Annotated in this window: 15 protein-coding genes; 1 reads left to right on the top strand and 14 read right to left on the bottom strand. The window is 66.7% G+C overall.

Going from position 1 to position 17,733, the window contains the following annotated elements; genetic code table 11:
• Nucleotides 1-14: 14 nt before the first annotated feature.
• From H0X95_RS11415 to H0X95_RS11350, 14 genes are all read right to left on the bottom strand, one after another.
• A complete protein-coding gene (locus H0X95_RS11415) occupies nt 15-614 on the bottom strand; it encodes a TetR/AcrR family transcriptional regulator (protein ID WP_006485742.1) in 600 nt (199 codons plus the stop codon).
• 200 nt (nt 615-814) lie between these two features.
• Nucleotides 815-2,089, bottom strand: coding sequence for a cardiolipin synthase ClsB (clsB, locus tag H0X95_RS11410; RefSeq protein ID WP_059720723.1), 1,275 nt, complete (start codon nt 2,087-2,089; stop codon nt 815-817).
• A complete protein-coding gene (gene nudB, locus H0X95_RS11405) occupies nt 2,086-2,580 on the bottom strand; it encodes a dihydroneopterin triphosphate diphosphatase (protein WP_006485748.1) in 495 nt (164 codons plus the stop codon). Before nudB ends, clsB begins: the two co-directional genes overlap by 4 nt.
• Nucleotides 2,581-2,739: 159 nt before the next feature.
• On the bottom strand, nt 2,740-4,542 hold the full coding sequence (gene aspS, locus H0X95_RS11400; protein ID WP_006477843.1) for an aspartate--tRNA ligase: 1,803 nt from the start codon (nt 4,540-4,542) through the stop codon (nt 2,740-2,742).
• A 67-nt stretch (nt 4,543-4,609) separates the two neighbouring features.
• Entirely contained in the window at nt 4,610-5,260 is a 651-nt protein-coding gene (locus tag H0X95_RS11395) for a DUF502 domain-containing protein (RefSeq protein ID WP_006477842.1), read from the bottom strand.
• A gap of 61 nt (nt 5,261-5,321) precedes the next feature.
• On the bottom strand, nt 5,322-5,675 hold the full coding sequence (locus H0X95_RS11390; protein WP_006497387.1) for an FmdB family zinc ribbon protein: 354 nt from the start codon (nt 5,673-5,675) through the stop codon (nt 5,322-5,324).
• A 95-nt stretch (nt 5,676-5,770) separates the two neighbouring features.
• Entirely contained in the window at nt 5,771-6,397 is a 627-nt protein-coding gene (locus tag H0X95_RS11385) for an SAM-dependent methyltransferase (protein ID WP_006487899.1), read from the bottom strand.
• A 17-nt stretch (nt 6,398-6,414) separates the two neighbouring features.
• The gene (ubiB, locus tag H0X95_RS11380) at nt 6,415-7,992 is read right to left on the bottom strand and encodes a ubiquinone biosynthesis regulatory protein kinase UbiB (protein ID WP_006487907.1); all 1,578 of its coding nucleotides are present in this window, start codon (nt 7,990-7,992) and stop codon (nt 6,415-6,417) included.
• Between the two features lie 12 nt (nt 7,993-8,004).
• Nucleotides 8,005-8,631 carry a ubiquinone biosynthesis accessory factor UbiJ gene (locus H0X95_RS11375; RefSeq protein WP_059720724.1) on the bottom strand — a complete coding sequence of 209 codons (627 nt, stop codon included), beginning with the start codon at nt 8,629-8,631 and terminating at the stop codon, nt 8,005-8,007.
• Nucleotides 8,632-8,795: 164 nt separating this feature from the next.
• Nucleotides 8,796-9,827 carry a Tim44 domain-containing protein gene (locus H0X95_RS11370; protein WP_006487901.1) on the bottom strand — a complete coding sequence of 344 codons (1,032 nt, stop codon included), beginning with the start codon at nt 9,825-9,827 and terminating at the stop codon, nt 8,796-8,798.
• Nucleotides 9,828-9,868: 41 nt separating this feature from the next.
• The gene (ubiE, locus tag H0X95_RS11365) at nt 9,869-10,600 is read right to left on the bottom strand and encodes a bifunctional demethylmenaquinone methyltransferase/2-methoxy-6-polyprenyl-1,4-benzoquinol methylase UbiE (protein ID WP_006477837.1); all 732 of its coding nucleotides are present in this window, start codon (nt 10,598-10,600) and stop codon (nt 9,869-9,871) included.
• A 52-nt stretch (nt 10,601-10,652) separates the two neighbouring features.
• The gene (locus H0X95_RS11360) at nt 10,653-11,066 is read right to left on the bottom strand and encodes a gamma-butyrobetaine hydroxylase-like domain-containing protein (RefSeq protein ID WP_006487879.1); all 414 of its coding nucleotides are present in this window, start codon (nt 11,064-11,066) and stop codon (nt 10,653-10,655) included.
• Nucleotides 11,063-11,506: an HIT family protein gene (locus H0X95_RS11355; RefSeq protein WP_006487903.1), complete on the bottom strand. Its 444-nt coding sequence runs from the start codon at nt 11,504-11,506 to the stop codon at nt 11,063-11,065. The genes H0X95_RS11360 and H0X95_RS11355 overlap by 4 nt, the downstream gene beginning before the upstream one ends.
• 84 nt (nt 11,507-11,590) lie before the next feature.
• Nucleotides 11,591-15,616 (bottom strand): DUF3683 domain-containing protein, encoded by a 4,026-nt coding sequence (locus H0X95_RS11350; RefSeq protein WP_006487887.1) that lies wholly within the window; start codon nt 15,614-15,616, stop codon nt 11,591-11,593.
• Between the two features lie 585 nt (nt 15,617-16,201).
• Here H0X95_RS11350 and ilvA point away from each other — a divergent pair.
• Nucleotides 16,202-17,725, top strand: a complete 1,524-nt coding sequence (ilvA, locus tag H0X95_RS11345) for a threonine ammonia-lyase, biosynthetic (protein ID WP_006487895.1) — start codon at nt 16,202-16,204, stop codon at nt 17,723-17,725.
• Nucleotides 17,726-17,733 lie beyond the last annotated feature (8 nt).

Below are 17,733 nucleotides of genomic sequence, written 5' to 3'. Positions count from 1 at the left end.
CGGGTCACGCGCCGCTAACGGCTCTCGCTCTGATACGAAACAATCGTCTTTTCCAGCGCGGCCCACGTGAGGCGCACGGCGTCCGGCGAATGCAGGAAGCGTGCATCGTGATGCAGGCCGAGCGTGAAGCTGTACAACTCGAAGAGCATCAGTTCCGGATCCGTGTCCGTGCGCAGATGCCCTTCTTCCATCGCCTGCGAAATGGCGCGCAGCAACGCGGCACGCCAGGCGGTCACGCTCGCGATCAACTGCTCGCGCACGGGGCTGTCCGGCCGGTCGTCGTACTCCACTGCGCCGCTGATGTAGATGCACCCGGTCGTCACCTCCTGGATGCGCTTCTCGATCCAGCGCGCCAGCATCGCCCGAAGACGCGGCAGACCGCGCGACTCGCGCAGGCTCGGAAAGAACACCTCGTTTTCGAAACGATGGTGGTACTCGCGGACGACCTCGACCTGCAGGTCTTCGCGCGATCCGAAGTGCGCGAACACGCCGCTCTTGCTCATCTGCATGCGCTCGGCCAGCAGGCCGATCGTCAGCCCCTCCAGCCCGTCACGGCTGGCGAGGTCCAAAGCAGCTTCAAGTATCGCGGCACGCGTCTGTTCGCCTTTTCGCATAGCTATTTCTGTAACCGTTCGGGGGTTCGAATAAAATCGAACGGCCGTACTATTATTGAGTGCGGCCGCTCGCGAAACAAGGAAATTATTAGAAACCGGTGTCTAACCGAGCCGCTATTTTGCGCGATTCCGGCGGGACCGGAGCGGCTTTTCCGCACGAACGTGCGGACAGATTTTTTGAAGCAAATACTTAGTCGGCGTCAGTCGTAACCGCCGACCGTCAGCGCCTTCATCACGACACGGTAGGTCGTGTACGCGAGCCAGTTCAGCAGCCGCTCGACGCGCGGGCGCGCCGCGTAGTGCGCGGCATCGATCTCCCGGCCTTCGGCGAACGCGGTGGCGATCGCGTCGCGCAACTGGTTCGTCACTGCATCGTAGCGCACCAGCACGACGTTCGCTTCATTGTTCAGCATCAGGCTCAGCGCGTCCAGATTCGACGAGCCGACCGTCGCCCAGTTGTCGTCGATCACGGCGACCTTGCCGTGCAGGATCGTCTTGTCGTATTCGGCGACGCGCACGCCCGCGCGCAGCAGCGTGTGATAGAGGAACGGTACGGCCGTATCGAGCGCCGCGAATTCCTTGCGGCCGATCAGCACCTGCACGTCGACGCCCCGCCGCGCCGCGCCCGTCAGCGCGCGACGCAGCTTGCGGCCCGGCATGAAATACGGATTCGCGAGCAGGATCCGCTGGCGCGCCTGGCCGATTGCCGCGAGATAGGCCTTCTCGATCGCGCGGCGGTTCACGACGTTGTCGCGCGCGACGAACGCGACGCTCGGCTCCGTCACGACCCGCAGCGCGCCGGCCTTGATCCACCGGTGGCTGCGCATCCAGCGCCGGAACATGTCCGGGAACGCTTCGCCGCCGTGCAGCCCGGCCGCGTACTGCGCGTACGGTTTGTGGCCGAACTGGATCCGGTGCCACTGCAGCTCGAACGCGGCGCGCACGTCGGACACCGCGGGCCCGGCCATCTCGACCGCGAAATCCCAGCGCGGGAACGGCAGCGTCGCGCTGCCCTGCGTGTAGTCGTCGACGATGTTGATGCCGCCGCAGAACGCAACCGCATGATCGATCACCGCGAGCTTGCGGTGCGTGCGCGAGAAGCCGAAGCGGCCGAACAGGAAACGGTTGTAGATGCAGTGCTCGACGCCGGACTCGGCCCACGTGTCGAACAGCGGCAGGCGTGCGGTGCCGATGCCGTCGGTGATCACCCGCACGCGCACGCCGCGCTGCGCCGCGCGGATCAGCGCGTCCGACACCGGGCGGCCGGCCGCGTCGTCGCAGAAGATGTAGGTTTCGAGCATCACCTGCTCGCGGGCGGCATCGATCCGATCGATCAGCGCGTGGAAGAATTCGCCGCCGGTTTCGCACAGCCGCACCGTGTTGCCGGCCGTAAACGCGAGCCGCGACGCGGAGCCGCGCTCCTGCAGAAACATCTGCCGCAATTGCGCGAAGCGCTTGCGGGTCTCCGCATTCATGCGGACGAGCCGTGCGGCGCACGCGCGAGGGCCACGCGCGCGGGCAATTGCAGGATCGCCTCGGCGTTCGACGGCGAGAAGCAGCGCGCGGCCGCCTCGCGGAACGGCAGCCACGCATGGTCGACATGCTCGCGCGGCGACAGCGTCACGTCGACGCGATGCGGCACGCACAGGCCGAACCAGTGCTCGACGTTGCGCGTGACGCCCGGCGCATAGCGATGCAGGTATTGCGGATAGATCGTGTATTCGATCCGGTGGTGCCAGTCGACGAGCGCGCTGGCCGGCACGTCCGGCGTGCCGACCGCGATGCCGGTTTCCTCGGCCACTTCGCGCGCGGCGGTGAGCGCGAGCGGCTCGTCGAGCGCGTCCTTCGAGCCGGTGACCGATTGCCAGAAATCGGGCTGGTCGGCACGCTTGATCACGAGCACATCGAGGTCGGGCGTGTAGATCACGACGAGAACGGATTCGGGGATTTTCGGCGGCTTCGTCATCTTTGTTTCATGCGGCACAGGGCCGTGCGCCGGGCCTGCGCCCGAACGTGCGGCAAGTGCTGCGACTGTACCGCAAAAAATGAAAAAGGCGCATCACTGCGCCTTTTTCATGGGCGTCGTGTGCGCGTGACCACGCACACGACCGGGGCGAGAAGCGCGTTACGCCTTCGGCTGCTCCGGCTGACGCAGACGGATGTGCAGCTCGCGCAGCTGACGCTCGTCGACCGGGCTCGGCGCCTGCGTGAGCAGATCCTGCGCACGCTGCGTCTTCGGGAACGCGATCACGTCGCGGATCGAATCGGCGCCGGCCATCATCGTGACGATGCGGTCGAGACCGAACGCGATACCGCCGTGCGGCGGCGCGCCGTACTGCAGCGCGTCCAGCAGGAAGCCGAACTTCAGTTGCGCTTCTTCCGCACCGATCTTCAGCGCGCGGAACACCTTGCTCTGCACTTCCTCGCGGTGGATACGCACCGAGCCGCCGCCGATTTCCCAGCCGTTCAGCACCATGTCGTACGCCTTCGCGAGGCAGCGGCCCGGGTCGGTCTCGAGGTACTCGAGGTGCTCGTCCTTCGGGCTCGTGAACGGATGGTGCGCGGCGACGTAGCGCGCATCTTCGTCGTCGTATTCGAACATCGGGAAGTCGACGACCCACAGCGGCTTCCAGCCGGCCTGGACGAGACCGTTCGCCTTGCCGAATTCCGAATGGCCGATCTTCAGGCGCAGCGCGCCGAGGCTATCGTTGACGACCTTCGCGCGGTCGGCCGCGAAGAAGATGATGTCGCCGTCTTCGGCGCCGGTGCGCTCGAGGATCGCCGCGATCGATGCATCGTGCAGGTTCTTGACGATCGGGCTCTGCAGGCCATCGCGGCCCTTCGCCTTCTCGTTGACCTTGATCCACGCGAGGCCCTTCGCGCCGTAGATACGCACGAATTCCGTGTAGCCGTCGATGTCGCCGCGCGACAGCTCGCCGCCCTTCGGCACGCGCAGCGCCGCAACCCGGCCGTCCTTCGCGTTGGCCGGCGTGCTGAACACCTTGAAGTCGACGTCCTTCATCGCGTCGGTCAGCTCGGTGAACTCGAGCTGCACGCGCAGGTCCGGCTTGTCCGAACCGAAACGCGCCATCGCTTCCGAGTACGGCATCACCGGGAATTTCGCGTCGAGCTCGACGTCGATCGTCGTCTTGAAGATGTGACGGATCATGTCTTCGAACAGGTCACGGATTTCCTGCTCGCCGAGGAACGACGTCTCGCAGTCGATCTGCGTGAATTCCGGCTGACGGTCCGCGCGGAGGTCTTCGTCGCGGAAGCACTTGGTGATCTGGTAGTAACGGTCGAAGTTCGCGACCATCAGCAGCTGCTTGAACAGCTGCGGCGACTGCGGCAGCGCGAAGAACTGGCCCGCGTTCACGCGCGACGGCACGAGGTAGTCGCGCGCGCCTTCCGGCGTGCTCTTCGTCAGCATCGGCGTCTCGATGTCGATGAAGCCCTGCTCGTCGAGGTACTTGCGCGCCTCGATCGCGACGCGGTAGCGCAGGCGCAGGTTGTGCTGCATCTGCGGGCGGCGCAGGTCGAGCACGCGGTGCGTGAGACGCGTCGTTTCCGACAGGTTGTCGTCGTCGAGCTGGAACGGCGGCGTGACCGACGCGTTCAGCACGTTCAGTTCGTGGCACAGCACTTCGATCTTGCCGCTCTTCAGGCCGGCGTTGACCGTGCCTTCCGGACGGTTGCGCACGAGGCCCTTGATCTGCACGCAGAACTCGTTGCGCACGCCTTCGGCGGTCGCGAACATCTCGGCGCGATCCGGGTCGCACACCACTTGCACGAGGCCTTCACGATCGCGCAGGTCGATGAAGATCACACCGCCGTGATCGCGGCGGCGCTGCACCCAGCCGCACAGCGACACGGTTTGGCCCAGCAGGTGTTCGGTCACGAGACCGCAGTATTCAGTACGCATCGACATGATGTTTGCTTTCGTTCGGTTTGATCAACGGGCGCCGCAACGCGCGGCCCGGGCGATGATTCTTTACTTACAGCGGCGGCTCGACGGGACGGCGGGCGGGCGCCGGAGCCGGCGCCGAAGGCGCCACGACGCCCATCGAGACGATGTACTTGAGCGCGGCATCGACCGACATGTCGAGTTCGATGACTTCGCTCTTCGGCAGCATCAGGAAGAAGCCCGACGTCGGGTTCGGCGTCGTGGGCACGTACACGCTCACGTACTCTTCCGTCAGATGGTTGACCACGTCGCCGCCGGGCGTGCCGGTCAGAAACGCGATCGTATACGAGCCGCGGCGCGGGTATTCGATCAGCAGCGCCTTGCGGAACGCATTGCCGCTGCTCGACAGCAGCGTGTCGGACACCTGCTTGACGCTCGTGTAGATCGGCCCGACGACCGGGATGTGACGCACGACCGCGTTCCACCACGTGACGAGCTTCTGGCCGATGAAGTTCTGCGTGGCCAGCCCGACGACGAAGATGAACGCGAGCGTCAGCACCGCGCCGATCCCCGGCAGATGGAAGCCGAGCATCCGCTCGGGCTGCCACGATTCGGGCAGCAGGAGCAGCGTCTGGTCCATCGTGCCGATGATGAGGCCGAGCACCCACAGCGTGATCGCGAGCGGGACGAGAACCAGCAGGCCGGTCAGGAACACCGTTTTCAGGGTCGTCTTTTTCATCATCTGCCGTCAATGAACCGCGCCGGCGGCGCGGGTTGGTCGCGACCCGGACGGGCCGCGACGGTCAACTACCGGCGGCGGGCGCTGCGGCCGGAGCCGGCGCGGCGCTCGTCGTCGAGGTACTGCCCGAACTGCTCGCCGCAGCCGGCGCGGCCGCGGCGGGTGCGGCTTCAGCCGCCGGTGCGGCCGGCGCCGCGTCGCCCGACGCCGTCGCCGGCGCGCTGGTGCCGCCCGAGCCGCCGCGGAAATCGGTGACATACCACCCCGAGCCCTTCAGCTGGAAACCGGCGGCGGTCACCTGTTTGCGAAAAGCATCCTTCCCGCATTCAGGGCATTGCGACAGCGGCGCGTCGCTCATCTTCTGGAGCACGTCCTTCGCGAAACCGCACGCTTCGCATCGATAGGCGTAGATCGGCATGATATTTTTCCCGCAGAAACTGGAAACGGCTTGCAAAACCTTGAATTATAGCCGAAACCCTGGCGCGCTCCGGCAATGGCCGCGACGCCCGTGCCTCAGCGGCGACGCCACGTGAGCCAGCGCTCGTGCCCGTCGAACACGGCCAGCGAATCGGTCACGGGCAAATCCTCGACCAGCTCGAAGTGCGGCGCGAGCAGCGCATCGAGTTCCGCGCGCTCGATCCCGAACGGCGGCCCCTTCGGTTTCGCCACCACGAAGAAATAGCCGGCCAGCAATCCGCCCGCGGGCAGCAGCTCGGCCATCCGCGCCGCATAATCGGCACGCAGGCTCGGCGGCAACGCGCACAGGAACGCACGCTCGTACACCCACTGCACGTCGAACGGCGGCCGGTACTGGAAAAAATCGGCCTGCTCGACGACGTCCGCATGCGCGCCGAGCTGCGCCTTCGCCGCAGCGACCGCCTGCGCGGCGAAATCGATCGCCCGCACCGGCCAGCCGGCCTGCGCGAGCCAGCCGGCCTCCTGCGCGCTGCCGCAGCCGGGAATCAGCACCGCGCGCGGCGCCAGCCGCTGCGCGAACACGCGAAAGCCGTCCGGCACGCCGCCGAATTCCCACGGCGTCACGCCGCGCTCGAAGCGCTCGTTCCAGAACGACGCGCTGCCCGGGTCGCGTGTCGCGAAATCGGTGGCCGACGGTGCGGCCGGTTGCTTCGGATCGGACATCGCCGTGCTCCTTTCGATCAAGCGCCGTACGCGAGCGCGAGCAGCACGCGCGCGACGAGCGCCCCGACGCCGACGGCCAGGCCGAAGATCAGCAACGCCTGCAGCAGCCGGTTCGTCCGCTTCTGCTCGACGAGGACCTGACGCATCAGTTCCTCGCTCGCGGCGCGCGGCGCATCGTGGCGCGCGGCCAGCGCATGGTGGATGAGGCGCGGCAGTTGCGGCAGCGTCTTGCTCCACTGCGGCGCCTCGACCTTGAACCGCTCGTACCAGCCGCGCAGGCCGATCTGCTCGGTCATCCAGCGCTCGAGATACGGCTTCGCGGTCTTCCACAGGTCGAGTTCGGGATCGAGCGAGCGGCCGAGCCCTTCGACGTTCAGCATCGTCTTCTGCAGCAGCACGAGCTGCGGCTGGATCTCGACGTTGAAGCGGCGCGACGTCGAGAACAGGCGCATCAGCACCTGGCCGAGCGAGATGTCCTTCAGCGCGCGGTCGAAATACGGCTCGCACACCGCGCGGATCGCGCTTTCGAGCTCCTCGACGCGCGTCTCGGGCGGCACCCAGCCCGATTCGAGGTGGAGCGTCGCGACACGGTGGTAGTCGCGCTTGAAGAACGCGAGGAAGTTCTGCGCGAGGTAGTTCTTGTCGAAATCGGACAGCGCGCCGACGATCCCGAAATCGAGCGCGATATAGCGGCCGAACGTGTTCGGATCGAGGCTCACCTGGATGTTGCCGGGGTGCATGTCCGCGTGGAAGAAGCCGTCGCGGAACACCTGCGTGAAGAAGATCTCGACGCCTTCGCGCGCGAGCTTCTTGATGTCGACGCCGGCCGAGCGCAGCGTCTCGACCTGGCTGATCGGCACGCCGGTCATGCGCTCCATCACGAGCACCTGCGACGTCGAGAAATCCCAGAACATCTCGGGCACGAGCAGCAGGTCGAGGCCCGCGAAGTTGCGGCGCAGCTGGCTGCCGTTGGCGGCCTCGCGCATCAGGTCGAGCTCGTCGTGCAGGTACTTGTCGAATTCGGCGACGACCTCGCGTGGCTTCAGGCGCCGGCCGTCGGCCCACATGCGTTCGGTCCACGTCGCGATGTCGCGCATCAGCGCGAGGTCGGAATCGATCACCGGCAGCATGTTCGGCCGCAGCACCTTGACGGCGACGGCCTTGCCCGCGTGCACGCCCTGCTTCAGCTTCGCGAAATGCACCTGCGCGATCGACGCGCTCGCGATCGGCTCGCGCTCGAATTCGTCGAACAGCTCGTCGACCGGCGCGCCGAGCGACTTCTCGATGATCGCGATCGCGACGGCCGAATCGAACGGCGGCACCTGGTCCTGCAGCTTCGCGAGTTCGTTCGCGAAATCGACCGACAGCAGGTCGCGGCGCGTCGACAGCACCTGGCCGAACTTCACGAAGATCGGGCCCAGGCTTTCGAGCGCGTGACGCAACCGCACGGCCGGCGGATCGGAGAAGCGGCGACCGATCGTCGTGATCCGCAGCAGCAGCTTCACCCGCCGGTCGTCGATCCGGGACAGCATCACTTCGTCGAGACCAAAGCGGATGACGGTGTAGACAATCTTGATGAAACGGAAAATGCGCATGCCCTGCGGCCCTCAGTGCGCGCCGCGCGGGCCGGAGCCCGTGCGCGCGCAGATTTTTTGTTCGAGTCGCTCGACCCGCTTTTCGACCCGCGCGAGCGCATCGCGTGCGCGCGCCAGCTCGGCATCGAAGCCGCCGAGCGACGCGCGCCGGACGACCTGCGGGTTCTCGTCGAGCCAGTATTCGGCGACGGAATCGAGCACGTTGCGGCCGGTGCGGCGCGCGCGCGCGCCGGCGTCGCGCACGACCGTCGCGATCCGGTACGCCGCCGCGTCGCCGACCAGCTTCGCGAGATCTTCTTCCGGTTCCCAGCGCAGGTGCTCGGCCAGCTTCGCGATCTGCGTCGCGAATTCCGCGTCGCCTTCGATCTTCACGTGCTTCATCACGGCCGCCTGGCCGCCCTGCAGGAACGCGGCGACCGTGTCGCCGGCGAGCGCGATCGACACGTCGACCTGTTGCGCATCGTGCGCGTCGACGGCCGACAGATAACCGTCGGGCTGCACCAGCAGCGTGAGCGTGACGGGAGGCACGTCGATCTGGGCAGTCTTGCCCGCATAGGGAATCAGGCGGTCGCGTGCCCACGATTCGCGCGCGAGCAGGTGATTGACGGCAGCAGCAAAAGGCTTGGCGGCAAAGGTCATCGGGCTGGGAAAGAAAAAACCCGCGCAGGCCGGGCGCCCACGCGGGTTTCTATTGTAACGTCGGATCGATGGCGGACCGTGCCTGACCGTACACCCGGGCGGCAAGCGGTCGCAGTGGGGCGGCCGTCGCCCGGGTGCCCGGCGGCGCGGGCCGCCGGCCACGCTCAGTGCGTGTTGATCTGCTGGATACCCGCGAGCAGCCAGCCCTGGCTGCCCGACTTCGACAGGTTCCACACCTCGTCGAACGGCGCCGCCGACGTATTCGCCGATTCGCGGATCAGGCCGTGGAAGCGCACGCTCGCCGACTGCTCGATGCCGCGATCCTCGATCGCGACCAGTTCCGCGTCGAGCTGTACGACGTCGGTCTGGTTCGCGTCGTTGCCGCGCGAATCGAGGTCGATCTTGATCTCGGCGAACATTTCGGGCGTCGTGAACTCGCGGATGTCGGCCAGGTTGCCCTGGTCCCACGCGGCCTGCAGGCGCACGAAATAGACTTTCGCGCTGCGCAGGAACGCTTCGGTGTCGAAGCCGGCCGGCACCTGCAGGGGCGCCGCTGCCGCCGCAGCCGCGCCGGCGGCCGCCGCACCGCCGCCGAACACGCCCTGCGCTTCGTTCGCATAGCTGCTGCCGCTGCCCGCGTAGTTGCTGCCGGCATTGCCTTGCTGGAACGACGGGCTTTGCGAGTAGCCGCCCGACGATGATGCGGCGCCACCAACCGAATACGCCGGCTCCTGCGGGCGACGGCGGTTCATGAACTTGCGGATCAGCCAGATGCCGACCATGGCGAGCAACGCAATCACGATGACGTTCGCCATCATGCTCGCGAATGCGCCGCCGAGACCGAAGTGCGACAGCAGCGCCGCGATACCGAGACCGGCCGCGAGGCCGGCGATCGGCCCGAGCCAGCGCGAGCGGTTGGGCTGCGCGGCCGGCGTGGGGGCAGCCGGGTTCGTGCGCTGCGCCTGCGACGGCGCGGCCTGCTGCATCGGCTGCTGCGCAGGCGGCGTGGCCTGGCGCTGCGTGACGGTGGAATTCTGGCGGCCGATGCTGCGCCCGCCGCCCATGCGCTTCGCTTCAGCGTCGAGCGATGCGAACGTGCCGGCCGTGAGCAGGCCGACCATCAGCAGCGTGCCGACCCGTCGAGCCCACGGCTTCGACGGCTTGCTACGGTTGAACAACGAACGCGATTCAGACATCAGCTTCTCCGAATGTAAGACAAATGTAGGGAAAGAACCCCTTAGTACTTGGTCCCTAGGTGTAAAGCTACCACGCCACCTGACAAATTGTAATATTTGACGGCGTCGAGGCCCGCTTGTTCCATCATCGTCTTCAGCGTGTCCTGATCGGGGTGCATCCGGATAGATTCAGCAAGATACCGATAACTTTCGGCATCTTTCGCGAACTTGTCGCCAAGCCACGGTAATACTTTGAAAGAATACAGATCGTACGCTTTTTTCAGCGGATCCCAGACTTTCGAGAATTCCAGCACCATCACGCGACCGCCGGGCTTCGTCACGCGGCGCATCTCGGCCAGCGCGGCATCCTTGTGCGTCATGTTGCGCAGCCCGAACGCGACCGTGACCACGTCGAAGTAGTTGTCCGGGAAGGGAATTTTCTCGGCGTCGCACAGCAGCGACGGCGTCACGACGCCCTTGTCGAGCAGCCGGTCGCGGCCCACGCGCAGCATCGATTCGTTGATGTCGGTATGCCAGACCTCGCCCGTCGGCCCGGCCGCCTTCGCGAACGACTTCGTCAGGTCGCCGGTGCCGGCCGCGATGTCGAGCACCTTGAAGCCGGGGCGCACGTTCGCCTGCGCGATCGTGAACGCCTTCCACGCGCGGTGCATGCCCGCCGACATCAGGTCGTTCATCAGATCGTAGTTGCTCGCGACCGAATGAAACACGCCCGCCACTTTCTTCGCTTTTTCGTTTTCCTCGACGCTCTCGAAGCCGAAGTGGGTTTTGCTCATCGCGTTGATCCTCAGTAAATGGCAAGACGGCGCCGAGCGGGCGCCGTCGATTTCAGTGGCAGTGGCCGTGCGGCGCGCCGGCCGCCTGCATCGGCGCGTCGCGCTCGACGCCCGCCGCCTTCAGTTTGTCGAAATAGTCACGCCACAGCGCGTCCTGCTGCGTCGCCAGCTCGTACAGCAGGTCCCACGAGTAGATCCCGGTCGAATGGCCGTCGGAGAACGTCGGCTGCAGCGCGTAGTTGCCGACGCCCTCGAGCGCGGTGATCGTCACTTCGCGCTTGCCGGTCTGCAACGTTTCCTGGCCGGGCCCGTGGCCGCGCACCTCGGCCGACGGCGAATAGACGCGCATCAGCTCGAACGGAATCCGGTAACTCTCGCCGTTCGGGTACTGCAATTCGAGCACGCGCGACACCGCGTGCACGACGACGCCGGACGGAATCGGCGTCGTGGAAGTCAAACCGCTCATGCTTGCCTCGAATCGGTCATGCGTTGAATTTCCTCGCGCACCGCATTGTGCAGCAGCGAGGCCTGCGCCGCGCGCGAACGCAGCAGCGCCTCGGACACGCTGCGCTGGCGCGGCGCCCACACGGGCTGCGGAAAATGGGCGTCGTTGGAAAAGCGCGGAATCACGTGCCAGTGCACGTGCGGCACCATGTTGCCGAGGCTCGCGAGATTCACCTTGTTCGGCTGCATCACGCGGCGCACGGCCCGCTCGACCGCGTAGACCACGCGCATCAGATGTGCCCGCTCGGGCTCGCCGAGATCGGAGAACTCGGCCACGTGCGCGGCCCAGATGACCCGGCAGAAGCCCGGATACTCGTGCTCGCCGGTGGCAAGCACGACGCGCAGCGCATCGTCCTGCCAGAGCACCTCGCCGCCGTCTTCACGGCAAAACACGCATTCCATCGTCGCTCCCATGTGGACGGGCGCCGGCATGCCGCGCCGGCGCCCGCTCATTCCCGGCCCGGTCGGGCGCTCGTCATGCCCGCATTAGACCAGCACGCGCTCGATCCCGCCATGGTTCGCGCGTGCGACATAATCGGCCATCCAGTTCTCGCCGAGCACCTGACGCGCGATTTCGACCACGATGTAGTCGGCTTCGAGGTTCGCGTCCTCGCTGTAGCGCGACAGGCCCTGCAGGCACGACGGGCAGCTCGTCAGGATCTTCACGTCCGGGCCGTTCGCGGCCGCGGCGGCCGGCGCCGGCGCGTCGCCCGCGACCACCGGAATCGCGCGCAGCTTCGCGGCGCCCTTGCGGATCTCTTCCTCCTTGCGGAAGCGGACCTGCGTCGAGATGTCCGGCCGCGTGACCGCCAGCGTGCCCGATTCGCCGCAGCAGCGATCGTTCTTCTCGATCTTGTAGCCGTCCTTCTCGGCGCCCATCAGCTCGTTGACGAGCTTCACCGGGTCGATCGTCTTGATCGGCGTGTGGCACGGGTCGTGATACATGTAGCGCGTGCCCGTCACGCCGTCGAGCTTCATCCCCTTCTCGAGCAGGAACTCGTGGATGTCGATGATCCGGCAGCCCGGGAAGATCTTGTCGAATTCGTAACCCGCGAGCTGGTCGTAGCAGGTGCCGCACGACACGACGACCGTCTTGATGTCGAGGTAGTTCAGCGTGTTCGCGACGCGGTGGAACAGCACGCGGTTGTCCGTGACGATCTTCTCGGCCTTGTCGTACTGGCCCGAACCGCGCTGCGGATAGCCGCAGCACAGGTAGCCCGGCGGCAGCACCGTCTGCACGCCCGCTTCCCACAGCATCGCCTGCGTGGCCAGCCCGACCTGCGAGAACAGGCGCTCGGAGCCGCAGCCCGGGAAGTAGAACACCGCCTCCGAATCGACGGTCGTCGACTTCGGGTTGCGGATGATCGGCACGATCTTGTTGTCCTCGATGTCCAGCAGCGCGCGCGCCGTCTTCTTCGGCAGGTTGCCCGGCATCTTCTTGTTGACGAAGTGGATCACCTGCTCGACCACCGGCGGCTTGCCGGTCGTCGCGGGCGGGTGCTGCGTCTGCTTCGTCACGACCTTCTTCAGCATGTCGTTCGCGAAGCGCTGCACCTTGTAGCCGACGCCCATCATCACGCCGCGCGCGACGTTGATCGTCTGCGGATTGGTCGCGTTCAGGAAGAACATGCCCGCCGCGTTGCCGGCGTTGAACTTCTTCTTGCCCATCTTGCGCAACAGGTTGCGCATGTTCATCGTGACGTCGCCGAAATCGATCTTCACCGGGCACGGCGTCGCGCACTTGTGGCACACCGTGCAGTGGTCGGCCACGTCGTTGAACTCGTCCCAGTGCTTGATCGACACGCCGCGGCGCGTCTGTTCTTCGTACAGGAACGCCTCGACTAAGAGCGACGTCGCGAGGATCTTGTTGCGCGGGCTGTACAGCAGGTTCGCGCGCGGCACGTGGGTCGCGCACACCGGCTTGCACTTGCCGCAGCGCAGGCAGTCCTTCACCGAATCGGCGATCGCGCCGATGTCGGACTGCTGCATGATCAGCGATTCGTAGCCCATCAGCCCGAAGCTCGGCGTGTACGCGTTGCGCAGGTCGGCGCCGTCGAGCAGCTTGCCCTTGTTGAAGCGGCCGTTCGGGTCGACGCGCTGCTTGTACGCGCGGAATTCGGCGATCTCGTCGTCGGTCAGGAATTCGAGCTTCGTGATGCCGATCCCGTGTTCGCCGGAAATCACGCCGTCGAGCGAGCGCGCGAGCGTCATGATGCGGGCGACCGACGCGTGCGCGTCCTGCAGCATCTCGTAGTTGTCGGAGTTGACCGGGATGTTGGTGTGGACGTTGCCGTCGCCCGCGTGCATGTGCAGTGCGACGAACACGCGGCCGCGCAGCACGCGCTTGTGGATCGCCTGCGCCTCGTCGAGGATCTGCTTGAATGCGCCGCCGTTGAAGATCGCGCGCAATTCCGCGCGGATTTCCTGCTTCCACGAGATGCGGACCGTGCGGTCCTGCGTGATGTGGAACACGGTCGCGCCCGGCTGTTCGTCCGCACGATCCGCGAACTTCTCGGCGAGCGCCTCGTAGCCGAGCTGCACCAGGTAGTGCTGCGCCTCGCGCAGTGGCTGGTCGAGCCGGTCGCGCACGAATTCCCAGCGCGCACGCACGCGCTTGAGCAGTTCCAGCGCCTGCTGGACGCGATCCTCGAGCAGTTCCGCGCTCGGGATCTCGTTCGCGTCGTCGGTCTTGCCGAGCGGCAGGTTGCCGCCGCGGAAGAACGCTTCGAGCGCATCGACCAGCTGCAGCTTGTTCTTCAGCGACAGCTCGATGTTGATCCGCTCGATGCCGTCGGTGTACTCGCCCATCCGGTTCAGCGGGATGACGACGTCCTCGTTGATCTTGAACGCGTTCGTGTGCTTCGCGATCGCGGCCGTGCGGCTGCGGTCGAGCCAGAAGCGCTTGCGCGCCTCCGCGCTGACCGCGACGAAGCCTTCGCCGCTCTTGCCGTTCGCCATCCGGATCACTTCGGACGTCGCGTGCGCGACCGCGTCGGCGTCGTCGCCGACGATGTCGCCGATCAGCACCATCTTCGGGAATGCGTTGCGCTTGCTCTTGGTCGCGTAGCCGACCGCGCGCAGGTAGCGCTCGTCGAGGTGCTCGAGGCCCGCGAGGATCGCGCCGCCCTGCTTCGACGTCTCGAACAGGTAATCCTTGATCTCGACGATGCTCGGGATCGCCTCGCGCGCCTGGCCGAAGAATTCGAGGCAGACGGTGCGCGTGTGCGCGGGCATCTTGTGCAGCACCCAGCGCGCGGACGTGATGAGCCCGTCGCAGCCTTCCTTCTGCACGCCCGGCAGGCCGGCGAGGAACTTGTCGGTCACGTCCTTGCCGAGCCCTTCCTTGCGGAACCGGCGGCCTTCGATCTCGAGCATCTCGCTCTTGAGCAGCTTCTCGCCCGGCGCATACGCGCCGTCGAACCACTTCAGCTCGAAGCGCGCGACCGCGATGTCGTGGATCTTGCCCTGGTTGTGCTCGTGGCGCGTGACTTCGAGCCAGTTGCCGTCCGGGTCGACCATCCGCCACCAGGCGAGGTTGTCGAGCGCGGTGCCCCACAGCACGGCCTTCTTGCCGCCCGCGTTCATCGCGACGTTGCCGCCGATGCACGAGGCGTCGAGCGACGTCGGATCGACCGCGAACACGTAGCCGGCCGCCTCGGCCGCTTCCGTCACGCGGCGCGTGACGACGCCCGCGCCGGAGAAGATCGTCGGCACCTTGTGCGCGACGCCGGGCAGCTCGGTCAGCTCGACCGCGCCCAGTTGTTCGAGCTTTTCGGTGTTGATCACCGCGGAGAACGGCGTGAGCGGCACCGCGCCGCCCGTGTAGCCGGTGCCGCCGCCACGCGGGATCACGGTCAGGCCGAGCTCGAAGCACGCCTTGATCAGGCCGGCGATCTCGGCTTCGGTATCGGGCGTCAGCACGACAAACGGGTATTCGACGCGCCAGTCGGTCGCGTCGGTCACGTGCGACACGCGCGACAGCCCGTCGAAGCGGATGTTGTCCTTCTGCGTGCAGCGGCCGAGCGCCTTGGTCGCGCGGCGGCGCAGCTCGGCCATCTTGTCGAATTCGTCCGCGAACTCGTTGACCGCACGCTGCGCGGCGGTCTCGAGCATCTCCACGCGCGACGCGCGCTCGCGGCCCGCGTCGTCGCGATGCTCGGTGAGATCCGCGCTGCGGCGCTTGCCGATCTCGGTCAGACGGTGGTTCAGCGCCTCGATCAGCAGCGCGCGGCGCTTCGGGTTGTCGAGCAGGTCGTCCTGCAGGTACGGGTTGCGACGCACGACCCAGATGTCGCCGAGCACTTCATACAGCATCCGCGCCGAGCGGCCCGTACGGCGCTCGGCGCGCAGCTCGTCGAGCACCGACCACGCCTCTTCGCCGAGCAGGCGGATCACGATCTCGCGATCCGAGAAGGACGTGTAGTTGTAGGGAATCTCGCGCAAGCGGGGCGCGGGGTCGGCGGCGACGGCGGCGGCCGCGCCATGCGGATCGAAAACTTGTGGTGCGTTCATGTTCGGACGACTCGGAGGGCCGATACACCGTGCACGGGCGTCGGCAAGCGCGTGGGCGCAATCTTGGGGAAATCTGTTCTGTTACCAGGCGCGCGGCTGTCCTTCATGGGGCCGGAGCGGGCGACTCGCCCCTCCTGGCCGGCGACAGGGCCTGGCGGCACTCGGGATCATCAGCACGATCGCGCGCGGCGCGCATGCCGTTCGGCCGCGGGGCTGGCTGCGCGCGGCGTCGGCTTCAACGGTGCGATCCGAGGGTGCCTCTGCATCTTCCGAATCCTTGATTCAAAACGGAATTCTAACCCATGATCGGGCGGTCCGTGACACGCCGGACAGGTCGTGGGGCTATCGCCGCGAGCCGCGCCGGGCGGGGCTCGGCGCGGTTTCATGCGATCATTCGCCGTCCGTCCGGTCGGTAACCACGCGGTTAAGCCGATAAAAAGCGGCGCCCGGCGGCGTGCCTCCCCTGCCGGCACGCCCACCCGGCCGCCCGCAGCCGGCCGCCCGGCATGCCGCTTGCGTACGGGCGGACCCTTGGCGCTATCATTGACCCTTTACCGTCTGCATCCGCACTGCACGCGAGCGCCCATGGCATCCCACGATTACCTGAAGAAAATCCTCACCGCGCGCGTCTACGACGTCGCGATCGAGACGGAACTCGAACCCGCCCGCAACCTGTCGGCCCGGCTGCGCAACGCCGTTTACCTGAAGCGCGAGGACAACCAGCCGGTGTTCTCGTTCAAGCTGCGCGGCGCGTACAACAAGATGGCGCACATTCCGACGGATGCGCTCGCGCGCGGCGTGATTACGGCGTCGGCCGGCAACCACGCGCAGGGTGTCGCGTTCTCGGCGGCCCGGATGGGCATCAAGGCCGTGATCGTCGTGCCGGTCACGACGCCGCAGGTGAAGGTCGACGCGGTGCGCGCGCACGGCGGCCCGAGCGTCGAGGTGATCCAGGCGGGCGAATCGTACAGCGATGCATACGCGCACGCGGTGAAGGTCCAGCAGGAGCGCGACCTCACGTTCGTTCACCCGTTCGACGATCCGTACGTGATCGCCGGCCAGGGCACGATCGCGATGGAGATCCTGCGTCAGCACCAGGGCCCGATCCATGCGATCTTCGTGCCGATCGGCGGCGGCGGGCTCGCGTCCGGCGTCGCCGCGTACGTGAAGGCGGTGCGTCCGGAGATCAAGGTGATCGGCGTGCAGGCCGAGGACTCGTGCGCGATGAAGCAGTCGCTGGACGCGGGCGAGCGCATCGAGCTGAGCGAGGTCGGCCTGTTCGCGGACGGCACCGCGGTGAAGCTCGTCGGCGAGGAAACCTTCCGGCTGTGCCGCGAATTCCTCGACGGCGTCGTGACGGTCAACACCGACGCGCTGTGCGCGGCGATCAAGGACGTGTTCCAGGACACGCGCAGCGTGCTCGAGCCGTCGGGCGCGCTCGCGGTCGCGGGCGCGAAGCTGTACGCGGAACGCGAAGGCATCGAGAACCAGACGCTCGTCGCGGTCACGTCCGGCGCGAACATGAACTTCGACCGGATGCGCTTCGTCGCCGAGCGCGCCGAGGTCGGCGAAGCGCGCGAAGCGGTGTTCGCGGTCACGATCCCCGAGGAACGCGGCAGCTTCAAGCGCTTCTGCTCGCTGGTCGGCGATCGCAACGTCACCGAGTTCAACTACCGGATCGCCGACGAGAAGTCCGCGCACATCTTCGTCGGCGTGCAGATCCGCCGTCGCGGCGAATCGGCGGAGATCGCCGCGAACTTCGAGTCGCACGGTTTCAAGAGCGTCGACCTGACGCACGACGAGCTGTCGAAGGAGCACATCCGCTACATGGTCGGCGGCCGCTCGCCGCTCGCGCTCGACGAGCGCCTGTTCCGCTTCGAATTCCCGGAACGGCCGGGCGCGCTGATGAAGTTCCTGTCGTCGATGGCGCCGGACTGGAACATCAGCCTGTTCCACTACCGTAACCAGGGCGCGGACTACAGCTCGATCCTCGTCGGGCTGCAGGTGCCGCAGGCCGACCGCGCCGAATTCGAACGCTTCCTCGCGGCGCTCGGCTATCCGTATGTCGAAGAGAGCGCCAACCCGGCTTACCGCCTCTTCCTGTCGTAAAGGCTGCG

It is taken from the genome of Burkholderia sp. 9779_493, from assembly GCF_015712215.1.
GTDB lineage: Bacteria > Pseudomonadota > Gammaproteobacteria > Burkholderiales > Burkholderiaceae > Burkholderia > Burkholderia cenocepacia.
The sequence above is the reverse complement of the archived record's forward strand: the minus strand, read 5'-3'. Positions and strand labels throughout refer to the sequence as shown.